Source organism: Streptomyces sp. NPDC002926, from assembly GCF_053591755.1.
The window spans coordinates 308,909-332,201 of sequence record NZ_JBSFUK010000003.1 but is presented as its reverse complement, the minus strand read 5'-3'; the positions used below and the strand labels follow the sequence as shown (position 1 = coordinate 332,201).

Here is a 23,293-nt window from a genome sequence, read left to right as displayed (position 1 = left end):
TCCGTGTGAGTCGTCGAGGGGCCTAGCCCTGTGCCGCCGTGCTCGCGAGCGCCACCGAGAGGTCCTGGGCGACCTCCTGAAGGATCGGGACGATCTTCTCCGTGGCCGCCTCGGTGACCCTGCCCGCCGGGCCCGAGATCGAGACCGCCGCCGCCGTCGGAGAGTTGGGCACCGGGACGGCGAGGCAGCGGACCCCGATCTCCTGCTCGTTGTCGTCCACCGCGTAGCCCGTGCGCCGTACCTGCTCGAGCGCGTCGAGGAAGGCGTCGGGCGTCGTGATCGTCTTCTCGGTGGCGGCAGGCATGCCGGTCCGGGCGAGCAGGGCCCGTACCTCCTCCGGCGGGGTGTGCGCGAGCAGCGCCTTGCCCACACCCGTCGAGTGCGGCAGAACGCGGCGGCCGACCTCGGTGAACATGCGCATGGAGTGCTTGGACGGCACCTGTGCGACATACACGATCTCGTCGCCGTCGAGCAGCGCCATGTTCGCCGTCTCGCCGGTCTCCTCGACCAGGCGGGCGAGGTAGGGGCGGGCCCAGGTGCCGAGCAGCCGGGAGGCGGACTCGCCCAGGCGGATCAGCCGGGGGCCGAGCGCATAGCGGCGATTGGGCTGCTGGCGTACATAACCGCAGTCCACCAGTGTCCGCATGAGACGGTGGATCGTGGGCAGCGGCAGGCCGCTGCTGGCGGAGAGCTCGCTCAGCCCGACCTCGCCGCCGGCGTCGGCCATTCTCTCGAGCAGGTCGAAGGCGCGCTCCAGGGACTGCACGCCACCGCTGGAAGCGGTCTTGGCGGCGTCGGTGGTGCTGGCGCTGGACGTCGGCACGTCAACGGTCCTTTCGGGCAGGCGGGCAAGTCAGCAGCCTACCGGGCGCCTCTGCCCGGCACATCGCTCTCGTCAAGGCGTCTTCGCCGGTCAGGGCCGGTTTGTCCCTGCCTCGGCGGTCACCTACGGAGATCTTCCGCCGGTCTCTTCCGTCAAATCTACCTTCTGCTTCGCGAAATCCCGGTTTCGCGTTGTGGAAACTGTCAAGTACCCGGCGCGGAGCGGGTGGGTCTTGACGGACCGGACTCCGGAGTGAAGACTTCTTCAACAGTTCGTTGAATTTCACGGCATGGCTTCGCTGTACAGAAGGGACGTGAGGGTACGGGTGTCCGACAGGGACGTGAACCTGGTACTGCGCTCGACGCGCGTCATCACCCCGGAGGGGACCCGGGCCGCATCGGTCACCGTCGCCGCCGGAAAGATCGTGGCGGTACTGCCGTACGACGCCGAGGTGCCTTCCGGGGCCCGACTGGAGGACTTCGGGGACGATGTCGTGCTCCCCGGCCTCGTCGACACCCATGTCCATGTGAACGACCCCGGCCGCACCGAGTGGGAGGGCTTCTGGACGGCCACCCGCGCGGCAGCGGCCGGCGGTATAACCACCCTGCTGGACATGCCCCTGAACTCCCTCCCGCCGACCACCACGGTCGAGAACCTCGCCGCCAAGCGGGAGGTGGCCCGCAGCAAGGCGCACATCGACGTCGGCTTCTGGGGCGGCGCGATCCCGTCCAATGTGAAGGACCTGCGGCCGCTGCACGACGCCGGAGTCTTCGGCTTCAAGAGCTTTCTGTCACCGTCGGGCGTGGAGGAGTTCCCCGAGCTCGACCAGGAGCAGCTCGCCCGTTCCATGGCCGAGATCGCCGGCTTCGGCGGGCTGCTCATCGTGCATGCCGAGGACCCGCACCACCTCGCCGCCGCGCCGCAGGAGTCCGGGCCGAAGTACGCCGACTTCCTCGCCTCCCGGCCGCGCGACGCCGAGAACACCGCGATCGAAGGCCTGATCGCGCAGGCCGAGCGGCGGGGCGCCCAGGTGCATGTACTGCACCTGTCCTCCTCCGACGCGCTGCCGATGATCGCGGCCGCCAAGCGGCGGGGCGTGAGGATCTCGGTCGAGTCCTGCCCGCACTTCCTCACCCTCACGGCGGAGGAAGTACCCGACGGGGCAACGGAGTTCAAATGCTGTCCGCCCATCCGCGAGGCAGCGAACCAGGACGCGCTGTGGGAGGGCCTGGCGGACGGGACGATCGACTGCATCGTCTCCGACCACTCGCCCTGCACCACCGATCTGAAGACCCAGGACTTCGCGTCCGCCTGGGGCGGCATCTCCTCGCTCCAGCTGGGCCTCTCGGCGATCTGGACCGAGGCCCGCAAACGCGGCCGCACACTCGAGGACGTCGTCCGCTGGATGTCGGCGGCTCCGGCAGAGCTCGCAGGCCTGAGCCAGAAGGGCGCCATCGAGGCGGGCCGTGACGCGGACTTCGCGGTCCTCGCGCCCGACGAGACCTTCACCGTCGACCCGGCCGAGCTCCACCACCGCAATCAGGTCACGGCGTACGCCGGCAAGACCCTGCACGGAGTCGTCAGGTCGACGTGGCTGCGCGGCGAACGCATCGTGGAGAACGGCACCCTGGCCGAGCCGACCGGCCGGCTGCTCGAAAGGAATATCTGATCGTGTCCATTCCTTCTTTCACCGGTGACGCCGACCCGTTCGCAGGCGGCGACCCGTACGCCGACTACCGCACGGCCGACTTTCCCTTCGCGCACCACGCCGACCTCGCCGACCGGCGGCTCGGCGCGGGCGTCATCGCCGCCAATGACGAGTTCTTCGCCGAGCGCGAGAACATGCTGAAGCCCGGGGCCGCGGAGTTCGACCCGGAGCACTTCGGCCACAAGGGCAAGATCATGGACGGCTGGGAGACCCGCCGTCGCCGCGGTGTGAGCGCCGCGCAGCCGCACCCGACCGACGAGGACCACGACTGGGCGCTGGTACGGCTCGGTGCGCCCGGCGTCGTACGCGGCATCGTCATCGACACGGCCCACTTCCGTGGCAACTACCCGCAGGCGGTGTCGGTCGAGGCCGCGGCGGTCTCCGGTTCACCCTCGCCCGAGGAGCTCCTGGCCGACGACGTGAAGTGGACGGTGCTCGTCCCCCGTACCGCCGTCGGCGGCCACGCGGCGAACGGGTTCGCGGTCGACGTGGAGCAACGCTTCACACACCTGCGTGTCAACCAGCACCCCGACGGCGGCATCGCCCGCCTGCGGGTCTACGGCGAGGTCGCGCCCGACCCGGCGTGGCTCGGCGTGCTGGGCACCTTCGACCTCGTGGCGCTGGAGAACGGCGGCGGTGTCGAGGACGCCTCCGACCGCTTCTACTCCCCGGCCACCAACACCATCCAGCCGGGCCGCTCCCGCAAGATGGACGACGGCTGGGAGACCCGCCGCCGCCGGGACAAGGGCAACGACTGGATCCGCTACCAGTTGGTGGAGCAGGCCGAGATCCGCGCGGTGGAGATCGACACGGCGTATCTGAAGGGCAACAGCGCGGGGTGGGCGGCGGTTTCGCTCCGCGACGGCGATGCGGGGGAGTGGGCGGAGATCCTCCCGCGTACGCGTCTCCAGCCGGACACGAATCACCGCTTCGTCCTGGGTGCGCCGGCGGTGGGCACCCATGTCCGGGTGGACATCTACCCCGACGGCGGCATATCGCGCCTGCGTCTCTTCGGCTCCCTGACGGAGGAGGGCGCGAACCGCCTGGCGGCGCGCCACCAGGAACTGGGGGGCTGAGCCGGGTCCTTCCCTGAACCGGGGCGCCGCCCCGGACCCCGCGCCTCAATCGCCGGCGGGGCTTGATTTCCGCCCCGGGCCCTGCGCCTCATATCCGGCGGGGCTTGATTTCCGCCCGGGATCCCGCGCCTCATTTCCGGCGGGGCTTGCTTTCCGCAGGGTGAGATTGAAGTTCCGGCCGGACGGGTGGGGGAGTCAGCCCGTCCGGCGATTGAGGACACGGCCGCAGGGTGTACGCGGGCCTGGGGCCGAGCCCCCGTCACGCCGCGTGGCCGCCGTCCACCGACAGTTCCGCGCCCGTGATGTACGCCGCCTCGTCGCTCGCCAAGTACGCAACCAGGGACGCCACTTCCTCCGCGCTGCCGAAACGGCCCAGCGCCGTGTCCGCCTTCTGCGGCTCGGCGTACGGGCCGTCGGCCGGGTTCATGTCCGTGTCGATCGGGCCCGGGTGGACCAGGTTCGCCGTGATGCCGCGCCCGCCGAGCTCCCGGGCCAGAGCCTTGGTCAGGCCGGTCAGCGCGGACTTGCTCATCGCGTAGAGCGTGCCGCCGGGACCCGGCACGTGCTGTGCCATGCAACTGCCGATGGAGACGATCCGCCCACCGCGTTCCATCCGGGCAGCCGCCGCCTGCGCGGCGAGGAACACCGCTCGTACATTCACATCGAGCACCTGGTCCACATCGCTTGCGGACAGTTGCCCGATGGGGCCGAGTACGCCGACGCCCGCGTTGTTGACCAGGATGTCGAGCCGCCCGAGCCGGTCCGCGGCCCGGGCGACGGCCGCGCCGGGTGCCTCGGCGTCCGCCGCGTCCGCCCGCAGCGCGAGACCCCGCTGCCCCGTCGCCTCGATCTTGCGGACCACCGCCTGGGCGGCGCCCTCGCCGCGCACGTACGTGATGGCCACATCGACGCCCTCCCGCGCGAGCCGCAGGGCGATCGCCGCCCCCATGCCGCGACTGCCACCGGTCACCAGAGCCGTCCTGGACATCCCGTACCCCTTTTGTCAGTGGTGGTTACGACCTCAAGGAAAGCGGCCCTGCTTCCTCGGTGCTGGCGGCAAACGGACGTTGAATCCCGGTGTGACCCTTCAGAAGAGATCCTCGGCACCGCCATGCAGCCGACTGTCGTCTCCCACGAGGGCCTCGCCACCGCCCTGAAGAAGGCCCAGGGCCGTGACAGGCAGGGCCCGATGGGCGGGCTCTTCTCCACCGACGCCGGTCAGGCTCCCCGGCCCCGCCGGCCGACCGATGAATTCCCGGCGCGGGCAGGGTCTGAGCCTTTGAACGGAACACCGCACACAGGAAGCAGGCACTTGCCATGGGACAGCTCTCCATCACCACCTTTGTCACTCTCGACGGCGTCATGCAGGCCCCCGGCGGACCGAACGAGGACCCCAGCGGCGGCTTCGAGCTCGGCGGCTGGTCCGTGCCGTACGGCGACGACGACTTCGGCCGGTTCGTGACGGAGGTCTTCGAACGGGCGGGCGCCTTCCTGCTCGGCCGCCGTACGTACGAGATCTTCGCGAGCTACTGGCCCAAGGTGACCGACCCCGGCAACCCGATCGCGTCGCGGCTCAACTCCCTGCCGAAGTACGTCGCCTCGCGTACCCTCGAAAAGGCCGACTGGGCCGGCTCCACCGTCATCGACGGTGACCTCGCGAAGGAGGTCGCGGCGCTCAAGGAGAGCACGGACGGCGAGCTTCAGGTGCACGGCAGCGGCAGCCTTGCCCACTTCCTCATGGCCCACGACCTGATCGACACGTTTCATCTGCTCCTCTTCCCCGTCGTCCTGGGCACGGGCCGCCGTCTCTTCGCCAACGGCGCGGTACCGACCGCGTTCCGGCACGTCGGGGCGCGAGTCACGGGCACGGGCGTGGCCATCCACACGTACGAGCTGGCGGGCCGCCCCGAGTACGGCACATACGAGGACCAATAAAGCGTGTAGCACTCACGGGTCCACCCGGGTACGGTGATCGCTCCGCGTGCGAGCCGCCGAAGTCTCCACCCTGCCGGAACCGCTGGAGACCCAGGTGTCGTCGATCGCCGTACCCGCTGCCGCCCTCGCGCCCCGACGCGCCTGGCTCACCGACCTGCCCGTGCTGCTTGTGGCCGTGGTGTGGGGCGCCAGCTATCTCGCGGCGAAAGGCATCACCACCACGCACACGGTCGTCGCCGTGCTGGTGCTCCGCTTCGCGCTCGTCCTGCCGGCGCTGGCCGTGGCAGGCCACCGCAAGCTGCGGGCGCTGACCGGCGCGCAGTGGAGCGGCGCCGCTCTCCTCGGGCTGGTACTGAGCGGAATCTTCCTGCTCGAGACGTACGGAGTCGTGCACACCTCCGCCACCAACGCCGGGCTCATCATCAGCCTCACCATGATCTTCACGCCGCTCGCCGAGGCCGCGGTGAGCAGGACCCGGCCGCCTCGGGCCTTTGTGGCCGCGGCCGGCCTCTCCGTCGCCGGTGTGGTGCTGCTGACCCAGGGCGGCGGCCTCACCACACCTTCGCCCGGCGATCTGCTGATGCTGCTGGCGGCGCTTGCCCGTACCGTCCATGTGCTGGCGATGGCGAGGATCAAGGCGGTGCGGGGCGCGGACTCGCTCTCGCTGACGACGGTCCAACTGGGCAGCGCGGTCGCCGTGTTCGCGCTCCTGGCGGCCGTCCCCGGTACCGGCGCCTCGCCCTGGTCGGTGGCTGCCGGCTTCGGCCCGCGCGAATGGGCCGGGCTGCTGTTTCTCTCCCTCTTCTGCACGCTGTTCGCCTTCTTCGTGCAAATGTGGGCGGTACGTCGTACGTCGCCGTCGCGCGTCAGCCTGCTGCTCGGTACCGAGCCGCTGTGGGCGGCCGCCGCCGGTACGGCGATCGCGGGCGAACACCTCGGCGCGCTGGGACTGGTGGGCGCCGGCCTGGTCCTGGCGGGCACCACCTGGGGCAGGCGCGCGGCCGACCGTGCGGATTGCTAAGTTCTGGCGCCATGCGATCACTTGTGTACGACATAGAGTTCCGGGCGCGTGCCAAGCGAGTCCAGGCCTGGGGCCTCGGGCTGCTCTCCGCTGCGGCACTGCTGTGGGTGTGGTTCGGCGTCCTGCTGCTCACGCCGTACGACGTCGATGGCAGGTACGGCTCCTCGGACTGTGAGTCGCGGTTCTTCACGGAGCGTTCCACCGCCAACGAAGGGGCGGCGAACGGCACCAAATGTGCGGCCGAGCGCGACTGGCCCGAACTGCTCGGCGTCCTCGGCCTGTCCGTCCCGCTCTCCCTCGCCGGCGCCGTGCTCTACACCAGCGGCAGCGTCAGCAATCGCATGAGCGAGCACCTCGCCGAAGTGACCCGACTGAACGAAGCCGCTGCCGCCTAAGCCTTCCGGCGCTGGTCCGCGATCATCAGCACCGCGAAGCCGACCACGGCGATCACAACGTTCGCGAAGGTCTCCCGGCCGTGCAGAAAAGCGAAGTACTCGGTGACGAAACGCGTGAACCCGAGGAAGCGGAACCAGTCCGTCAGCTCGCGGAGCACTCCACAGACACCCACAACCAGCAGCACCATGCCGATGCCTTCGAGAATCTTCCTCATCCGTTGATCGTGGTCCGGTCCGCCGGGCCGTCGCGTCGGCCCTCGGGATGTGCCGCGGCTCCGAAAGTCTGAGCCCGCGCGACTTTGGTAGCCTCCCTCGGCCGCACGGACCCATCCGGCCCCCGCCTGCGTAGCTTTGTCGATATGACGCGCACGGAGTACCCCTGGCTGCTTCCCTCGGCCATGTCCGACCCCAGGGACCCGGACCTGGCCGGCGACCGGAGCAGGGCCAGGCCGCGGCGCACCGCACGCGACTGGATCGTCGACACCTTCGTCTTCGTCATCGCCGCGGTCATCGGCCTGCTTGCCTCTGAGGAGAGCCAGCAGGCCGGTAGCTCCGAACTCGTTGTCTTCGCAGACCAGTTGGTGGGCGCGGCGGCCTGCTGCGCGCTCTGGGCGCGGCGGCGCGCACCGCTCGGGCTCGCGATCACCCTGATCGTCGTGAGCGTGGTGGTGCCGGTCGCCGCAGGAGCCTTGCTGCTGAGCCTGTTCAGCCTGGCAGTGCACCGCCCCTTCAGACCGGTCGCGGTCGTGAGCGCCCTCGCCGTAGCGAGCTCGGTCGTCTCCGCCGTCGTGCGCCCCGATCCGGGCATGTCGCTCCTGGCCTCGTTCATCACCTCGGTGGTCCTGATCCTGCTGATGACCGGCTGGGGCATGCTCGTACGGGCCCGCCGCCAGCTCGTGGTCGCGCTGCGCGAGCGGGCCAGGCGGGCCGAGACCGAGGCCGAGCTCCGGGCCGAGAACGCCCAGCGCCTGGCCCGTGAGGCGATCGCCCGAGAGATGCACGATGTGCTGGCTCACCGGCTGACACTCCTCAGCGTGCACGCGGGCGCCCTCGAATTCCGGCCGGACGCGCCCCCTGCCGAGGTCGCCCGGGCCGCCGGAGTGATCCGCGACAGCGCACACGAGGCACTCCAGGATCTGCGCGAGATCATCGGCGTGCTGCGCGCCCCGGGCGACGGGGACGGGGCGGACCGGCCGCAGCCCACACTCGCCACGCTCGACGCGCTGGTCGCCGAGTCCCGCGAGGCGGGTATGAAGGTCACCCTCGACAACCGCATCACCACCCCGGCCGCCGTCCCCGCGGCCACCGGCCGCACTGTCTACCGGATCGCCCAGGAAGGGCTGACCAACTCCCGCAAGCACGCCCCCGGCACGGAGGTCACCGTCGCCGTGAGTGGTGGCCCCGGCTGCGGTCTCACCGTCGAGGTGGCCAATCCGGCCCCTCTCGGCGAGGTCCCGAAGGTGCCCGGATCGGGCCAGGGACTGATCGGTCTGACCGAACGCGCCACCCTCGCGGGCGGCAGGCTCGAGCACGGAGCGACGGCCGACGGCGGATTCCGTGTCCATGCCTGGCTACCGTGGCCCTCATGACAATTCGGTTGATCGTCGTGGATGACGACCCGCTCGTACGGGCAGGACTGGCCTTCATGCTCGGGGGTGCGGACGACCTCGAGATCGTGGGGGAGGGGGCCGACGGCTCCGAGGTCGAGGCGCTCGTCGACCGGCTCTCGCCCGATGTGGTGCTGATGGACATCCGGATGCCGGTCGTGGACGGCCTCACCGCCACCGAGACGCTGCGCCGCCGCCCCGAGGCGCCCGAGGTCATCGTCCTGACCACCTTCCACGCCGACGAACAGGTATTGCGCGCGCTGCGGGCGGGCGCGGCCGGATTCGTACTGAAGGACACTCCGCCCACCGAGATCGTCGCGGCGGTACGACGGGTGGCCGCCGGCGATCCGGTCCTCTCCCCGGCCGTCACCCGCCAGTTGGTGACGCACGTGGCGGGGAGCACGCACGGGACCCGCAGAGCAGCGGCGACCGAGCGGCTCACCTCGCTGGCGGAACGCGAACGGGAGGTGGCGGTCGCCGTCGGCCGCGGCCGGTCCAACGCCGAGATCGCCGCGACGCTCTTCATGAGCGTGCCGACGGTCAAGACGCATGTCTCCCGCATCCTGGCCAAACTTGGCCTCAACAACCGTGTCCAGATCGCTCTGTTGGCCCATGATGCCGGTCTGCTCGACGAGGAGGAGCCGACGTAGGCTGACGCGATGACAATCGTCGATCTCGGCGAGCACGGAGCGGACTTCATCGCGAATCCGTATCCGTACTACGCCCGACTGCGCGAGTCCGGGCCCGTCCATGAGGTGCTTCTGCCGAACGGTGAGGAGATCTGGCTGATCGTCGGCCATGAGGAGGCGCGGACCGCGCTCGCCGATCCGCGGCTGTCCAAGTCGCCCGCCACGATTGGTGCGACGATGCTCGATGAACGCGTCATCGGCCCGCATCTGCTGGTCCTCGATCCGCCGGACCACACCAGGCTGCGCAAGCTCGTCGTCCGCGAATTCACCGCGCGCCGGGTGGAGAGCCTGCGCCCCCGCATTCAGCAGATCACCGACGGGCTGCTCGACGCGATGCTGCCGGCCGGGCGAGGGGATCTGGTCGACGCGCTGGCCTTCCCACTGCCGATCATTGTCATCTGCGAGCTGCTGGGCGTGCCGACCGCCGACCGAGACGTGTTCCGGAAGTGGTCCAACGAGGTGGTGGCCCCGACAGGTCCCGCGGCCGAACAGGACGCCATCCACGAACTGGCCGCCTACCTCGACGAACTCATCGAGGACAAACGCCGCGGCCGCCCCACCGACGATCTGCTGTCCGCACTCGTCCGCACCCGCGCCGAGGACGACGACCGGTTCTCGGTCGCCGAACTGCGCGCTCTCGCCTATCTCTTGCTGATCGCCGGCCATGAGACGACCGTCAATCTGATCTCCAACGGCGTACGGGCCCTGCTCGACCACCCCCGTCAGCTGGCCGCTCTGCGCGCCGACTTCGGACTCCTGGACGGCGCGGTCGAGGAAATGCTGCGCTATGACGGCCCTTTGGAGACCGGCACACTTCGCTTCACCGCCGTCCCGGTCCCGATCGGCGACACCGTGATCCCGGCCGGCGAGGCGGTGCTCGTCGGCATCGCCGCCGGCGACCACGACCCCGCCCGCTATCCCGCCCCCGACCGCTTCGACATCCGCCGCGACACCCGCGGACACCTCGCTTTCGGCCACGGCATCCATTACTGCCTGGGCGCGCCGCTGGCCCGTATGGAGGGCAGGATCGCCGTCCGTACTCTGCTGGAACGCTGCCCGGACCTGGCCATCAACCCTGCTGCCGGTCCGCTCGACTGGGTGCCAGGCATGCTGATGCGCGGGGTGCGCAGGCTCCCGGTGCGGTGGTAGCGCACGATGGGCGAGTGAGCGCTCGACCGGACTCCTCCGTCACCGACTTCCCAAGGAGCACGATGCCCGGACTTGACCTCGAAGCGGCCCGGAAGGTTCTCGAAAGCCAGCCGTTCAGCCGGCTGCTCCAGGCACGGATCACCGCTTTCGGCGGCGGCGAGGCCGTGCTCGAGGTGGACATCCGCGAAGAGCTGCACCAGCAGAACGGCTATCTGCACGGCGGAGTGCTCGCGTACGCAGCCGACAACTCCATCAGCTTTGCCGCCGGTACGACGCTCGGGCCCGCGGTGCTGACCGGCGGCTTCTCCGTCCAGTACATCCGCCCGGCGACCGGGCGCACCCTGGTGGCCCGCGCCGCCGTCGTGCACACCGGCCGCCGTCAGGCCGTCGTCCGCTGCGATCTGTCCGCGGTGAACGCGGACGGCGAAGAGACGCTCTGCGCCGTCGCTCAGGGCACCGTACTGTCCGCGCAGCAGTCCTGAGGGGGAAACCATGACCACCGAAGCCGCCGTCGTCGATCTTGCCGCGCTGGGCGAGGACTTCACCCGCGACCCCTATCCCGTCTACGCCGGGTTACGGGCGCGGGGCCCGGTCCACCGGATACAGATGCCCGAGGGCTACGCGGCCTGGCTGATCGTCGGACACGAAGCGGGGCGAGCCGCGCTCGCCGATCCGCGGCTGTCCAAGGAGTGGCGCAATGTCTCGCCGGAGCTCGGAATCCGCCAGATCTCCTCGGGTCTCACCATGCTCAGCTCCGACGCGCCGCTGCACACCCGGCTGCGCAAGCTGGTCGTACGCGAGTTCACGACGCGGCGGGTGGAGCAACTCGCCCCGCGCATCCAGGAGATCACCGACCGGCTGCTGGACGAGATGGTGCCCACCGGGCGCGCCGACCTGGTGGAAGCGCTCTCCTTCCCGCTGCCCATGGCCGTCATCTGCGAGCTGCTCGGCGTGCCGTTCCTGGACCGTGACACCTTCCGGTCCTGGTCCAACACGGTGCTCTCCGCGGCGGACCGCGACGCGCGGAGGGATGCGTCCGCGAAGATGACGCAGTACCTGACGCAGCTGCTCGCCGACAAGCGGGAGCAGCGCGGCGACGACCTGATGAGCGCGCTGATCCATACGGCGGACGAGGACGGCGACCGGCTCGGCGCAGAGGAACTGCTGGGCATGGCCTGGCTGCTGCTCGTCGCCGGGCACGAGACCACCGTCAACCTCATCTCCAACGGGGTACTCGCCCTGCTCTCCCACCCTGACCAACTGGCCGCTCTGCGTGCCGACTTCTCGCTGCTCGACGGCGCGGTCGAGGAGATGCTGCGCTACGAAGGACCGCTGGAGACGCCGACGTACCGCTTCACCACCGAGCCCCTGGAGATCGGCGGCACGACGATCCCTGGCGGTGGCGAACTGGTGCTGATCGCCCTGGCGGACGCCGACCGCGACCCGGCACGCTTCCCCGACCCGGACCGATTCGACATCCGGCGCGACAGCCGCGGACACCTCGCCTTCGGGCACGGGATCCACTACTGCCTGGGCGCCCCGCTGGCCAGGCTGGAGGCGCGGATCGCGATCCGTTCGCTGCTGGAGCGCTGTCCCGGCCTGGTGCTGGACGCGCATCCGGCGGCCCTGACCTGGCGGACCGGCATGCTGATCCGCGGGCCGGAGAGCCTGCCGGTCAGCTGGTAGCGAGGTGTAGTCGGTTGGGGTCGGCCGGTCGGCGTGCTCGGTCGGTCGGCCGGTCGGCCCATCCGGTCCGTCGGCCGGGGGGCCGGTCGTCAGCCGGAGGGGATCTCCTCGAGCCGCACCGGACGGCGCTCCCGCCGCGACAGCTCGCACGCCTCCGCGATCCGCAGCGCCGTCAGCGCCTCCCATCCGTCGCACGGGTTCTCCGCCTCGCCCTGAACCATCCGAACGAACGCGTCCAGCTCCGCCTCGTACGCCGGGGCGAACCGCTCCAGGAAGCCGGGCCACGGCTTGTCCGCCGCGGGCGGGCCCTTGGGTTCGGTCGAGCTGATAGGTGTTCGGTCGTCCAGTCCGACCGCGACCGTGTCGAGCTCGCCGGCCAGCTCCATCCGTACGTCGTAGCCCGCGCCGTTGCAGCGGGTGGCCGTGGCGGTGGCCAGTGTCCCGTCGTCCAGAGTGAGCACCGCCGCCGCCGTGTCCACGTCGCCCGCCTCGCGGAACATCGCGGGCCCGGCGTCCGAACCGGTCGCGTACACCTCCACGACCTCGCGGCCCGTCACCCAGCGCAGGATGTCGAAGTCATGGACCAAACAGTCCCGGTACAGGCCGCCGGAGAGCGGCAGATACGCGGCGGGCGGCGGCGTGGGGTCGGAGGTGATGGCCCGTACGGTGTGCAGCCTGCCGAGCGCACCCGACCGTACGACCTCGCGTGCCTTCGTGTAGCCCGCGTCGAACCGCCGCATGAAGCCCAGCTGAAGCAGGGTGCCGGCCTGCTCGACCTCACGGAGCGCGCTGAGCGTGCCAGGCAGGTCCAGGGCGATCGGCTTCTCGCAGAAGGTGGGGAGACCGGCGCGGGCGGCGCGGGCGATGAGTTCGGCGTGGGCGGCGGTCGCCGAGGCGATCACCACGGCGTCCACGCCCCAGGTGAAGATCTCATCGGCACTCGGTGCTGCGGTGGACCCGGTGCGTTCGGCGACTTCGGCCGCCCGTGCCGCGTCGGCATCAGCGACGACCAGTGAACCGACCTCTCGATGGCGGCTGAGCACGCTGGCGTGGAAGGAGCCGATACGTCCCGTACCGATAAGTCCGATGCGCATGGCCTAAAGGTGCTGCCCGGCCGACCGCCATGTCAAGACTTTGTCCTGACAACCGAACCTCACGACTTCCCGTCAACATTCACTGCGACTACGCTCACCCCGTGCCCAAGCAGCCCAGACACGTGACGGACCCGTCCCTGTCTCTCCAGCTGAGCGTGGACCGCACCAGTCCGGTCCCGCTCTACTTCCAGCTGTCGCAGCAGCTGGAAGCAGCCATCGAGAGAGGGACCCTCACCCCTGGCAGCCTGCTCGGCAACGAGATCGAGCTCGCCAACCGGCTCGGGCTGTCCCGCCCGACCGTCCGCCAGGCCATCCAGTCCCTCGTAGACAAGGGCCTGCTGGTGCGCCGCAGGGGCGTCGGCACCCAGGTCGTGCACAGCCAGGTCAAGCGCCCGCTGGAGCTCAGCAGCCTCTACGACGACCTCGAGGCGGCCGGTCAGCGCCCGGCCACCATCGTGCTGCGCAACGCCTTCGAGCCCGCGAGTGCCGAGGTCGCGGCCGCCCTCGGGGTGCCGGAGGGCAGCGACGTCCAGCTGATCGAGCGCCTGCGTTTCGCCCACGGCGAGCCCATGGCCCGCCTGCGGAACCATCTGCCGGCCGGCCTCTTCGAATGCGACACGGAGCGGCTCGAGGCAACCGGCCTGTACCGGATGATGCGGACCGCGGGGATCACCCTGCACAGCGCCCGGCAGTCGGTCGGGGCGCGGGCTGCCACAGAGCTGGAGGCCGAGCTGCTGACCGAGGAGACCGGCGCTCCGCTGCTGACCATGGAGCGGACGACCTTCGACGACACCGGCCGGGCGGTCGAGTTCGGCTCGCACATCTACCGCGCCTCGCGCTACGCCTTCGAGTTCCAGCTGCTCGTCCGGCCGTGACCCGGTCCCTGCCGTGACCCCGCCGCCGACCGCGACCCGGCCGATGGCGACACCGCCGGCCGTGGCGCCGTCCGGCCGGTTTCGGCGCCCGGCGGCGACCCGGCCCACCCGCACGATTCGGTCACGTAAGAATGTCATTCCCGTAAGAATGTTCGGACAAAGTCTTGACGGGGTCGCGGGACCGCCGTAAAAACTCACCCAGCCGCAACCGGGCGGCCGGGAGAAAAGGCGGACCCACCATGCGTACCACCCGCACGGCAGCAGCCCTGCTCGCCACATGTGCCCTGGTCGTCGTCGCAGGATGCAGCAGCTCCGGCGGCAAGGAGGCGAAGGACAGCCCCTCCAAGGGCGGCGGAGGCGGCGAGCCCGCCACCACCGGCCGGCTCAAGATCGCCATGGTGACCCACTCCGGCGAGGGCGACACCTTCTGGGACATCGTCCAGAGCGGCGCCAAGGTCGCGGCCCGCAAGGACAACGTCGAGTTCCTCTACGCCGCCAACAAGGAGGGCAAGGAGCAGGCCCAGCTCGTCCAGACCTACATCGACCAGAAGGTCGACGGCATCGTCGTCACCCTCGCCAAGCCGGAGGCGGTCAAGGAGGTCGTCAAGAAGGCCGTCGCGGCCGGCATACCCGTCGTCACGATCAACTCCGGCGCCGAGTTCTCCAAGGAGATCGGCGCGCTCAGCCACATCGGCCAGGACGAGTCCGTGGCCGGCGAGGCCGTCGGCGAGGAGCTCAACAAGCGCGGCAAGAAGAAGGCGATCTGCGTCATCCACGAGCAGGGAAATGTCTCGCTCGAGGCCCGCTGCGCAGGAGTGAAGAAGACCTTCAAGGGCACCGTCGAGAACCTCAACGTCGAGGGCACCAATATGCCCGCCTCCACCTCCTCCATCGAGGCGAAGCTGCAGAGTGCCAAGGACATCGACGCGGTCGTCACGCTCGGCGCTCCGTTCGCCGCCGCATCCGTGAAGGCCAAGGAGGGCGCGGGCTCCAGCGCCGAGGTCAACACCTTTGACCTCAACGCCGAAGTGGTCAAGCAGCTCAAGGCCAAGCAGATCGGCTTCGCCGTCGACCAGCAGCCCTACCTCCAGGGCTACCTCGCCATCGACGAACTGTGGCTCAACAAGACCAACGGCAATGTGATCGGCGGCGGCAAGCCGATCCTCACCGGTCCCGCCCTCGTCACCGAGAAGGACGTGCCGGCCCTGGAGAAGCTGACCGCCGACGGCACCCGATGACCTACCCGGCATACCCGATGCCCACCCTCCGACCTGCTGTGACACATACTTGGGCGGCCGGGGCGCGTCATCACGTCCCCCGGCCGCACCGAGAATCACAGCGAGTACGGCAAGAAGGGCACGGCGTCGTGGCTAGGGCAAGGACAGGGGTACGCGCGCTCGGCGCGGTGCTGGCGGCGGTACTCGGAGCCTCCCTCGCGGGATGCAGCAGCACCGGCGGCAAGCGTGCGGAGGACGCCCGCAAGGCACAGGCCGCCGCCGGCAGGTCCGCGGTGACCACCCCTCGCTGGACCTTCGCCATGGTGACCCACTCCGGTGACGGCGACACCTTCTGGGACATCGTCCAGAACGGCGCCGAGCAGGCCGCCGTCAAGGACAACATCAACTTCCTCTACTCGCACAGCGACGAGGGCCAGCAGCAGGCCCAGCTCGTCCAGGCGGCCATCGACAAGAGGGTCGACGGCCTCATCGTCTCGCTCGCCAAGCCCGACGCGATGAAGGACGTCATCGTCAAGGCCGAGAAGGCCGGCATCCCGGTGATCACCGTCAACTCGGGCTCCGAACAGTCCAAGGCGTACGGCGCACTCACCCATATCGGCCAGGACGAGTCGATCGCCGGCGAGGCCGTCGGCGACGAGCTCGACAGGCGCGGCAAGAAGAAGGCCCTGTGCGTGCTGCACGAGCAGGGCAATGTCGGCCATGAGCAGCGCTGCGCCGGAGCGAAGAAGACCTTCGCCGGCCAGCTGCAGAACCTGTACGTCGACGGCACCAACATGCCCGACGTCCAGGCGTCCATCGAGGCGAAGCTCCAGGCGGACCCCTCCATCGACTCCGTCGTCACCCTCGGCGCGCCGTTCGCGGATGCCGCCGTCCAGGCCAGGAAGACCGCGGAGAGCAAGGCCGAGGTCGACACCTTCGACCTCAACGCCAAGGTCGCCACCGCTCTGACGGCCGGCACGCTCGGCTTCGCCGTCGACCAGCAGCCGTACCTCCAGGGGTACGAGGCCGTGGATCTGCTGTGGCTCCACAAGTACAACGCCGATGTCCTCGGGGGCGGGCGGCCCGTCCTGACCGGACCGCAGATCATCACCAGGAACGACGCCGCCGAGCTTCAGAAATACACGGAGCGGGGGACCCGATGAGCGCTACCGCACCACCTGCCACACCGGACATGACACCGGAGAAGACCGACGAGCGGCTGCTGCGCACCTCGCCGCTGCGCAAGCTGCTGGGCCGGCCCGAGCTGGGCTCGGTCGTCGGCGCCGTGGCGGTCTTCATCTTCTTCTCGTTCGTCGCCGACTCGTTCCTGCGGGCGTCCAGCCTCTCCACCGTGCTGTACGCGGCCTCGACCCTCGGCATCATGGCCGTACCGGTCGCGCTGCTGATGATCGGCGGCGAGTTCGATCTCTCGGCCGGCGTCCTGGTGACCAGCTCCGCGCTGGTCTCCTCGATGTTCAGCTACCAGATGACGGCGAACGTCTGGGTCGGCGTGTTCGTCTCACTGCTCGTCACGCTCGCCGTCGGGGTCTTCAACGGCTTCATGCTGACCCGTACGAAACTGCCCAGCTTCATCATCACGCTCGGCACGTTCCTGATGCTGACCGGCCTCAACCTCGGTTTCACCAAGCTGATCAGCGGCACGGTCTCGACGAAGTCCATCGCCGACATGGAGGGCTTCGAGTCCGCCAAGAAGCTCTTCGCCTCACAGCTCACCCTCGGTGACGTCACGCTGAAGGTGACCATCCTGTGGTGGTTCGTGCTGGTGGCGCTGGCCACCTGGATCCTGCTGCGTACGCGCTTCGGCAACTGGATCTTCGCGGTCGGCGGCGGCGCCGACGCAGCCCGCGCGGTCGGCGTCCCGGTCAACAGGACCAAGATCGGCCTCTATATGGGCGTCGCCTTCGCCGCCTGGGTCTCCGGCCAGCATCTCCTCTTCTCGTTCGATGTGGTGCAGTCCGGTGAGGGCGTCGGCAATGAGCTGACGTACATCATCGCGGCCGTCATCGGCGGCTGTCTGATCACCGGCGGCTACGGCTCGGCGATCGGCTCCGCGGTCGGCGCGTTCATCTTCGGCATGACCAGCAAGGGCATCGTGTACGCGGAGTGGAACCCGGACTGGTTCAAGTTCTTCCTCGGAGCGATGCTCCTCCTGGCCACCCTGCTCAACGCATGGGTCCGCAAGCGTGCGGAGGCAAGCAAATGACAGCCCTCGTCGAGCTCGACAACGTCAGTAAGTACTACGGCAATATCCGCGCGCTGGAAGGCGTCTCGCTCGAGGTCCACGCCGGGGAGATCTCCTGTGTGCTCGGCGACAACGGCGCCGGCAAGTCCACCCTGATCAAGATCATCGCGGGTCTGCACCGGCACGACGCGGGCACCTTCCTGATCGAGGGGGAGCAGGCGAGCCTCGCCAGCCCGCGCGAAGCCCTGGACCGGGGCATCGCCACGGTCTACCAGGACCTCGCCGTCGTACCCCTGATGCCGGTCTGGCGGAACTTCTTCCTCGGCTCCGAGCCGACCAAGGGCGCGGGCCCCTTCAAGCGTCTCGACGTCGAGCTGATGCGTGAGACGACCCGCTCCGAGCTGCTGCGCATGGGCATCGATCTGCGCGATGTCGACCAGCCCATCGGGACGCTCTCCGGCGGTGAGCGCCAGTGCGTGGCGATCGCCCGGGCGGTCTACTTCGGCGCGAAGGTCCTGGTCCTGGACGAGCCGACCGCCGCGCTCGGCGTCAAGCAGTCCGGCGTCGTACTGAAGTATGTGGCGGCGGCACGCGACGCCGGTCTGGGCGTCGTGCTGATCACCCACAACCCGCACCATGCCTATCTGGTCGGCGACCGCTTCGTACTGCTCAAGCGCGGCACCATGTCCGCAGCCCACACCAAGGACTCGGTCACCCTCGACGAGCTCACCCGGCAGATGGCGGGCGGCAGCGAGCTCGAGGACCTCCGCCATGAGCTGGAGCGGGCGCCGGTACCCACCCACCTCGGCGGCCACCCGGTGAAGGACGAGCCCCCCACCGCGTAGTGCCCGCAGCGGGCCCGCTCCCCACCTCACCCCTGTCCGTGATCGGGGGCGTGGCCCGCGAGCCCCGCGCCTCGAACGCCGGCGAGGCCGGTTTTCGGGGCTCCCCACCGGGCTCAGCCCCCGGGCCCCGTTCCTCGATCGCCGGAGGGTTTCGAGAAATCAACCCTGTCCGGCGATTGAGGACACGCCCGAAGGACGTATCCGGAGGTCTGCGGGCTTGTCCCCGGTTCGGGAAGGGGCGGGCAGCGGGACTCGCCCGGCTCCGGGGCCACCGAACCGGAGCCGCACCCCGACCCGCCGGATGGCAGAATCGGGCCCGGTGGGCGCCGCCCACCCCGGGCCGTGACACCACCCGGCCCCCGACACTCCGCAGGGACATGAGCACGTACCGCGACTTCGCCCACCGGGGCTCCGCCCGCGCCACCGTCCTGAAGACCGTCGGCACCCGCGAGCGGCGCTCTCATCTCACCGCGCCCCGCGTTCCCACGGTCGGCATCGACATCGGCGGTACGAAGGTGATGGCGGGTGTCGTCGACGCCGACGGGGTCATCCTGGAGAAGATCCGCACCGAGACGCCGGACAAGTCCAAGAGCCCCAAGGTCGTCGAGGACACCATCTGCGAGCTGGTACTCGATCTCTCCGACCGTCACGATGTGCACGCTGTGGGTATCGGCGCGGCCGGCTGGGTCGACGCCGACCGCTCCAAGGTCCTTTTCGCGCCCCATCTGGCCTGGCGCAACGAGCCCCTGCGCGACGCCGTCGCGGCCCGGCTCGCCGTGCCCGTACTGGTCGACAACGACGCCAATACCGCCGCCTGGGCGGAGTGGCGCTTCGGCGCGGGCCGTGGCGAGGACCATCTGGTGATGATCACCCTCGGTACCGGCATCGGCGGCGCGATCCTCGAGGACGGCCAGGTCAAGCGCGGCAAGTACGGAGTCGCGGGTGAGTTCGGTCATATGCAGGTCGTGCCCGGCGGCCACCGCTGCCCCTGCGGCAACCGCGGCTGCTGGGAGCAGTACAGCTCCGGCAACGCGCTGGTGAGGGAGGCCCGCGAGCTGGCCGCCGCCGACTCCCCGGTCGCGCACAGTCTCATCGAGCGCGTCGGCGGCAACATTCACGAGATCACAGGCCCGCTCATCACCGAACTCGCCCGCGAGGGCGATGCCATGTGCATCGAGCTCTTCCAGGACATCGGGCAGTGGCTCGGCGTCGGCATCGCCAATCTCGCCGCCGCACTCGACCCCTCCTGCTTCGTCATCGGAGGCGGTGTCAGCGCCGCCGACGACCTGCTCATCGGGCCCGCCCGCGACGCCTTCCGCCGGAATCTCACCGGCCGCGGCTACCGCCCTGAGGCCCGTATCGCCAAAGCCCAGCTCGGCCCCGAGGCGGGTATGGTCGGCGCGGCCGACCTCGCGCGGCTCGTGGCGCGCCGCTTCCGCCGGGCCAACCGGCGCCGCGTGGAGCGCCATGAGCGGTACGAGCGCTATGCGCAGGTCATCCGTAACTCCAGCACCACCCGCCCCACCCAGGAACCGTAGCCATGACCGTGCCCCGACAGTCCACGTCTCCGGACGAGAACGCCCACCCTCCCGAGGACCGGCGCCACAGGCTCCGTCGCCGCTGGCTGACGGCGATCATCATCGTGCTGCTCGTCGGCGTCCCGGCCGGCTATCTGGTGATCTCCGCCGAGCAGAGTCGCGACAGCGGCCGGGACAAGGAGGCCGAGTCCTCGGCCACCAGCCTGCGGGAGACCTGGCCCTCCCAGACGAAGCGCCGCGTCTTCGAGGTGCCGATCCCGCCGAAGTCCACGGACGTCGCCTACTACGAGACGAGCAACTGGAAGACCAGCCGGCTGTTCACGCAGTTCCGCACCACCTCCGCCGGACTCGACCTGTTCCTGGAGGGCGTCGGGACGAGCCGCGCCAAGCTCCACGCCGGCACGGTCACCATCAGCGCGCGCGACGCCGAGACGGCCGGCTGGGACTTCGGCGCCGGGCACGCCGACTGGGCGGGCACCAGCCACCCGCAGAAGGACCCGCGGCCCACCCAGGACATCACCGTCGATCTGACCGATACGGCCCGCCCCAAGGTGTACGTCGTATCGACAGCGACCCCCTGACCGCACGACGAACCATTACTGGATAGCGTGGAGAGGGTGAGTGAGACGCAGACGCCCCCGAAGACCCTGCAGTACCGGATCGATGGTCCCGACGACGCCCCCGTGCTCATCCTCGGCCCCTCTCTGGGCACCACCTGGCACATGTGGGACCGGCAGATAACCGACCTCTCCAGCCGGTGGCGGGTGTTCCGCTTCGATCTGCCCGGCCACGGCGGCGCGCCCGCCCATCCCGCCACCTCCGTCGCCGAGCTCGCCGACCGGCTGCTCGCGACGCTCGACGAGCTGGGCATCCAGCGCTTCGGTTACGCGGGCTGCTCCGTCGGCGGCGCGATCGGCATCGAACTGGCACTGCGCCACCCGCATCGGCTGGCATCCCTCGCGCTGGTCGCCGCGTCGCCCCGGTTCGGCACCGCCGACGAGTTCCGCCAGCGTGGCGTGATCGTCCGCACCAACGGCCTGGACCCGGTGGCGCGCACCGCGCCCGAGCGCTGGTTCACCCAGGGCTTCGCCTCCGCCCAGCCCGCGATCGTCGAGTGGGCCGTGCAGATGGTCCGTACCACCGACCCCGGCTGCTACATCGCCGCCTGCGAAGCGCTCGCGGCCTTCGACGTCCGCGGCGAACTCGGCATGGTCGGCGTCCCCACGCTGGTCCTGGTCGGCTCCGAGGACCAGGTCACCGGTCCCGCCGAGGCCCGCACGCTGGTCGCCGGGATTCCGGACGCCCGGCTCGCGCTGGTCCCGGGAGCCTCCCACCTCGCCCCCGTCGAGCAGCCCGCCGCGGTCACCGATCTGCTCGAACGCCACTTCTCCTCAGCGTGGCAGGACACGCTGTCGGCCATTCCGGTGCCGCCGGTCGTGCCCGCGGTCTCCGCGCCCAGGGCGCCCGTCGCCGAGATCGCCGCGGCCTCGCCCGAGCAGCCCCGGGCCGTGCGGACGGGGCGCCCCGATCCGTACGTCGCCGGGATGAAGGTGCGCCGCGAGGTTCTCGGCGACGCGCATGTGGACCGTGCGACGGCCGCGGCCGACGACTTCACCGGCGACTTCCAGGAGCTGATCACCCGCTATGCCTGGGGCGAGGTCTGGACCCGCGAAGGCCTGGACAGACGCACCCGCAGCGTGGTGACGCTGACCGCACTGGTCGCGGGCGGACACCTGGACGAGCTGGCCTTCCACACCCGCGCCGCGCTGCGCAACGGACTGACCCCGGCGGAGATCCGGGAAGTCCTGATCCACGCGGCTGTGTACTGCGGCGTCCCCGCGGCGAATTCCGCCTTCAAGGTGGCGCAGGCCGTGATCCAGGAGGAGACCACCCCCAAGGCGTAGCAGGATGGGTGCATGAGGCTCACGAAGAAGACGCATGCCTGCATCCGGCTCGAGAAGGACGGGCAGACGCTCGTCATCGATCCGGGCACCTTCAGCGAACAGGACGCGGCCGTCGGCGCGGACGTCATCCTGGTCACCCACGAGCACCTCGACCACTTCAACGAGGACCGGCTGCGCGCCGCCCTCGAGGCGAATCCGGCAGCCGGGATCTGGACCCTGCGGAGCGTCGCCGAGAAGATCTCGGCGGCCTTCCCGGGCCGCGTCCACACGGTCGGCCACGGCGACACCTTCAGCGCGGCCGGTTTCGACGTACAGGTCCACGGCGAATTGCACGCCGTGATCCACCCGGACATTCCGCGGATCACCAATGTCGGCTATCTGGTCGACGGTTCGGTCTTCCACCCCGGCGACGCCCTCACCGTCCCGGACCATCCGGTCGAGACACTGATGATCCCGGTGCAGGCCCCGTGGAACAAGATCTCCGAGATCATCGACTACGTACGTGAGGTGAAGCCGCGACGCGCGATCGACATTCACGACGCCCTGCTCACCGATCTGGCGCGGCCCATCTACGACAGTCAGATCGGCTCCCTGGGCGGCGCGGAACACGGCCGGCTGACCCCGGGCGAGGCGACCGATCTGTGAAGGCCGCGCCCCTGGCTGCCCACCCCCTGGCTGCCACCCCCTGAACGCCGGACCGTCGGCTGTCATACCCCCCGGATAGGCTGTCGGACATGCGCATCGCCACCTGGAACGTCAACTCGATCACCGCTCGGCTGCCCCGGCTGCTGGCCTGGCTGGAGAGCAGCGGCACGGACGTGCTGTGCATCCAGGAGACCAAGTGCACGGAGGAGCAGTTCCCCTTTGAGGCGCTGCGAGAGCTCGGCTACGAGTCCGCGGTCAACGCCAACGGCAGGTGGAACGGCGTGGCGGTGGTCTCCCGGGCCGGCCTGGACGAGGTCGTCAGGGGCCTGCCCGGCGGACCGGATTACGAGAGCGTGCAGGAGCCGCGGGCGATCTCCGCGACCTGCGACGGAGTCCGTGTCCGGTCGGTCTATGTGCCCAACGGCCGCGAGGTCGCCCACGATCACTACGCGTACAAGCTGCGCTGGCTGGAGGCGCTGAAGGCCTCGGTCGCCGAGGACGCGGCGGGCGGGCGCCCGTTCGCGGTCCTCGGCGACTTCAATATCGCACCGACCGACGAGGACGTCTGGGATCCGGCGCTCTTCGAGGGCGCCACGCATGTCACCCCGGCCGAGCGTGCGGCGCTCACCGGGCTGCGCGAGGCCGGGCTGTCCGATGTGATGCCCCGCCCGCTGAAGTACGACCGCCCCTACACCTACTGGGACTACCGCCAGCTGTCCTTCCCCAAGAACAAGGGCATGCGCATCGACCTGGTCTACGGAAACGAAGCCTTCACCAAGGCGGTCAAGGACAGCTATGTCGACCGCGAGGAGCGCAAGGGCAAGGGCGCCTCGGATCACGCGCCTGTTGTTGTCGATCTGGACATCTGACGGAGGTTGACGCG

At 70.0% G+C, this 23,293-nt stretch carries 24 protein-coding genes and 1 pseudogene; 21 read left to right on the top strand and 4 right to left on the bottom strand.

The features are described 5' to 3' along the window. Window positions 1-22: 22 nt before the first annotated feature. Window positions 23-823 (bottom strand): IclR family transcriptional regulator, encoded by an 801-nt coding sequence (locus ACWDZ6_RS07885; RefSeq protein ID WP_366735648.1) that lies wholly within the window; start codon window positions 821-823, stop codon window positions 23-25. Window positions 824-1,148: 325 nt separating this feature from the next. On the opposite strand from ACWDZ6_RS07885, the gene allB reads away from it, so the two are divergent. Both allB and alc read left to right on the top strand, forming a co-directional pair. Next, window positions 1,149-2,492, top strand: coding sequence for an allantoinase AllB (allB, locus tag ACWDZ6_RS07880; RefSeq protein WP_451502341.1), 1,344 nt, complete (start codon window positions 1,149-1,151; stop codon window positions 2,490-2,492). Further along, entirely contained in the window at window positions 2,492-3,607 is a 1,116-nt protein-coding gene (gene alc / locus ACWDZ6_RS07875) for an allantoicase (RefSeq protein ID WP_451502340.1), read from the top strand. The genes allB and alc overlap by 1 nt, the downstream gene beginning before the upstream one ends. A 259-nt stretch (window positions 3,608-3,866) precedes the next feature. On the opposite strand, the gene ACWDZ6_RS07870 is transcribed toward alc, so the two are convergent. Further along, complete coding sequence (locus tag ACWDZ6_RS07870) at window positions 3,867-4,595, bottom strand: SDR family NAD(P)-dependent oxidoreductase (RefSeq protein ID WP_451502156.1); 729 nt, start codon at window positions 4,593-4,595, stop codon at window positions 3,867-3,869. Between the two features lie 147 nt (window positions 4,596-4,742). Here ACWDZ6_RS07870 and ACWDZ6_RS07865 point away from each other — a divergent pair. The 4 genes and pseudogenes from ACWDZ6_RS07865 to ACWDZ6_RS07850 all read left to right on the top strand — a co-directional run. Beyond that, window positions 4,743-4,826: pseudogene (locus tag ACWDZ6_RS07865) on the top strand (AIM24 family protein); the annotation flags it as partial. 98 nt (window positions 4,827-4,924) lie between these two features. Then, window positions 4,925-5,542 carry a dihydrofolate reductase family protein gene (locus ACWDZ6_RS07860; protein WP_451502155.1) on the top strand — a complete coding sequence of 206 codons (618 nt, stop codon included), beginning with the start codon at window positions 4,925-4,927 and terminating at the stop codon, window positions 5,540-5,542. 94 nt (window positions 5,543-5,636) lie between these two features. Further along, complete coding sequence (locus ACWDZ6_RS07855) at window positions 5,637-6,563, top strand: DMT family transporter (protein WP_451502339.1); 927 nt, start codon at window positions 5,637-5,639, stop codon at window positions 6,561-6,563. An 11-nt stretch (window positions 6,564-6,574) separates the two neighbouring features. Then, the gene (locus ACWDZ6_RS07850; RefSeq protein ID WP_451502154.1) at window positions 6,575-6,958 is read left to right on the top strand and encodes a hypothetical protein; all 384 of its coding nucleotides are present in this window, start codon (window positions 6,575-6,577) and stop codon (window positions 6,956-6,958) included. On the opposite strand, the gene ACWDZ6_RS07845 is transcribed toward ACWDZ6_RS07850, so the two are convergent. Further along, window positions 6,955-7,173, bottom strand: coding sequence for a hypothetical protein (locus tag ACWDZ6_RS07845; RefSeq protein ID WP_451502153.1), 219 nt, complete (start codon window positions 7,171-7,173; stop codon window positions 6,955-6,957). The two genes, ACWDZ6_RS07850 and ACWDZ6_RS07845, sit on opposite strands and share 4 nt — an antisense overlap. 144 nt (window positions 7,174-7,317) lie before the next feature. On the opposite strand from ACWDZ6_RS07845, the gene ACWDZ6_RS07840 reads away from it, so the two are divergent. The 5 genes from ACWDZ6_RS07840 (at window position 7,318) to ACWDZ6_RS07820 (ending at window position 12,089) form a co-directional block, all read left to right on the top strand. Beyond that, the gene (locus tag ACWDZ6_RS07840) at window positions 7,318-8,547 is read left to right on the top strand and encodes a sensor histidine kinase (protein ID WP_451502152.1); all 1,230 of its coding nucleotides are present in this window, start codon (window positions 7,318-7,320) and stop codon (window positions 8,545-8,547) included. Beyond that, window positions 8,544-9,215, top strand: coding sequence for a response regulator (locus ACWDZ6_RS07835; protein ID WP_451502151.1), 672 nt, complete (start codon window positions 8,544-8,546; stop codon window positions 9,213-9,215). Before ACWDZ6_RS07840 ends, ACWDZ6_RS07835 begins: the two co-directional genes overlap by 4 nt. A 9-nt stretch (window positions 9,216-9,224) precedes the next feature. Continuing rightward, window positions 9,225-10,403, top strand: coding sequence for a cytochrome P450 family protein (locus tag ACWDZ6_RS07830; RefSeq protein ID WP_451502150.1), 1,179 nt, complete (start codon window positions 9,225-9,227; stop codon window positions 10,401-10,403). Between the two features lie 62 nt (window positions 10,404-10,465). After that, window positions 10,466-10,885, top strand: coding sequence for a PaaI family thioesterase (locus tag ACWDZ6_RS07825; RefSeq protein ID WP_326653574.1), 420 nt, complete (start codon window positions 10,466-10,468; stop codon window positions 10,883-10,885). 10 nt (window positions 10,886-10,895) lie between these two features. Continuing rightward, window positions 10,896-12,089: a cytochrome P450 family protein gene (locus ACWDZ6_RS07820; RefSeq protein ID WP_451502149.1), complete on the top strand. Its 1,194-nt coding sequence runs from the start codon at window positions 10,896-10,898 to the stop codon at window positions 12,087-12,089. A gap of 89 nt (window positions 12,090-12,178) precedes the next feature. On the opposite strand, the gene ACWDZ6_RS07815 is transcribed toward ACWDZ6_RS07820, so the two are convergent. Beyond that, a complete protein-coding gene (locus ACWDZ6_RS07815) occupies window positions 12,179-13,183 on the bottom strand; it encodes a Gfo/Idh/MocA family protein (RefSeq protein WP_451502148.1) in 1,005 nt (334 codons plus the stop codon). A 155-nt stretch (window positions 13,184-13,338) separates the two neighbouring features. On the opposite strand from ACWDZ6_RS07815, the gene ACWDZ6_RS07810 reads away from it, so the two are divergent. From ACWDZ6_RS07810 to ACWDZ6_RS07765, 10 genes are all read left to right on the top strand, one after another. Then, window positions 13,339-14,058 carry a GntR family transcriptional regulator gene (locus ACWDZ6_RS07810; protein WP_326655463.1) on the top strand — a complete coding sequence of 240 codons (720 nt, stop codon included), beginning with the start codon at window positions 13,339-13,341 and terminating at the stop codon, window positions 14,056-14,058. 239 nt (window positions 14,059-14,297) lie between these two features. Next, on the top strand, window positions 14,298-15,296 hold the full coding sequence (locus tag ACWDZ6_RS07805; protein ID WP_351457291.1) for a sugar ABC transporter substrate-binding protein: 999 nt from the start codon (window positions 14,298-14,300) through the stop codon (window positions 15,294-15,296). Window positions 15,297-15,424: 128 nt separating this feature from the next. Then, window positions 15,425-16,438, top strand: coding sequence for a sugar ABC transporter substrate-binding protein (locus tag ACWDZ6_RS07800; RefSeq protein ID WP_451502147.1), 1,014 nt, complete (start codon window positions 15,425-15,427; stop codon window positions 16,436-16,438). Then, window positions 16,435-17,499: an ABC transporter permease gene (locus ACWDZ6_RS07795; RefSeq protein ID WP_451502146.1), complete on the top strand. Its 1,065-nt coding sequence runs from the start codon at window positions 16,435-16,437 to the stop codon at window positions 17,497-17,499. Before ACWDZ6_RS07800 ends, ACWDZ6_RS07795 begins: the two co-directional genes overlap by 4 nt. After that, a complete protein-coding gene (locus ACWDZ6_RS07790; RefSeq protein WP_451502145.1) occupies window positions 17,496-18,323 on the top strand; it encodes an ATP-binding cassette domain-containing protein in 828 nt (275 codons plus the stop codon). Before ACWDZ6_RS07795 ends, ACWDZ6_RS07790 begins: the two co-directional genes overlap by 4 nt. A 377-nt stretch (window positions 18,324-18,700) precedes the next feature. After that, on the top strand, window positions 18,701-19,861 hold the full coding sequence (locus ACWDZ6_RS07785) for an ROK family glucokinase (protein WP_451502144.1): 1,161 nt from the start codon (window positions 18,701-18,703) through the stop codon (window positions 19,859-19,861). A gap of 2 nt (window positions 19,862-19,863) precedes the next feature. Next, the gene (locus ACWDZ6_RS07780; protein WP_451502143.1) at window positions 19,864-20,442 is read left to right on the top strand and encodes a hypothetical protein; all 579 of its coding nucleotides are present in this window, start codon (window positions 19,864-19,866) and stop codon (window positions 20,440-20,442) included. A gap of 36 nt (window positions 20,443-20,478) precedes the next feature. Beyond that, window positions 20,479-21,765 (top strand): bifunctional 3-oxoadipate enol-lactonase/4-carboxymuconolactone decarboxylase PcaDC, encoded by a 1,287-nt coding sequence (gene pcaDC / locus ACWDZ6_RS07775; RefSeq protein WP_389181118.1) that lies wholly within the window; start codon window positions 20,479-20,481, stop codon window positions 21,763-21,765. A gap of 12 nt (window positions 21,766-21,777) precedes the next feature. After that, window positions 21,778-22,410 carry an MBL fold metallo-hydrolase gene (locus ACWDZ6_RS07770; RefSeq protein WP_451502142.1) on the top strand — a complete coding sequence of 211 codons (633 nt, stop codon included), beginning with the start codon at window positions 21,778-21,780 and terminating at the stop codon, window positions 22,408-22,410. Between the two features lie 89 nt (window positions 22,411-22,499). Further along, window positions 22,500-23,279, top strand: coding sequence for an exodeoxyribonuclease III (locus ACWDZ6_RS07765; protein ID WP_451502141.1), 780 nt, complete (start codon window positions 22,500-22,502; stop codon window positions 23,277-23,279). The last annotated feature ends 14 nt before the right edge of the window (window positions 23,280-23,293 follow it).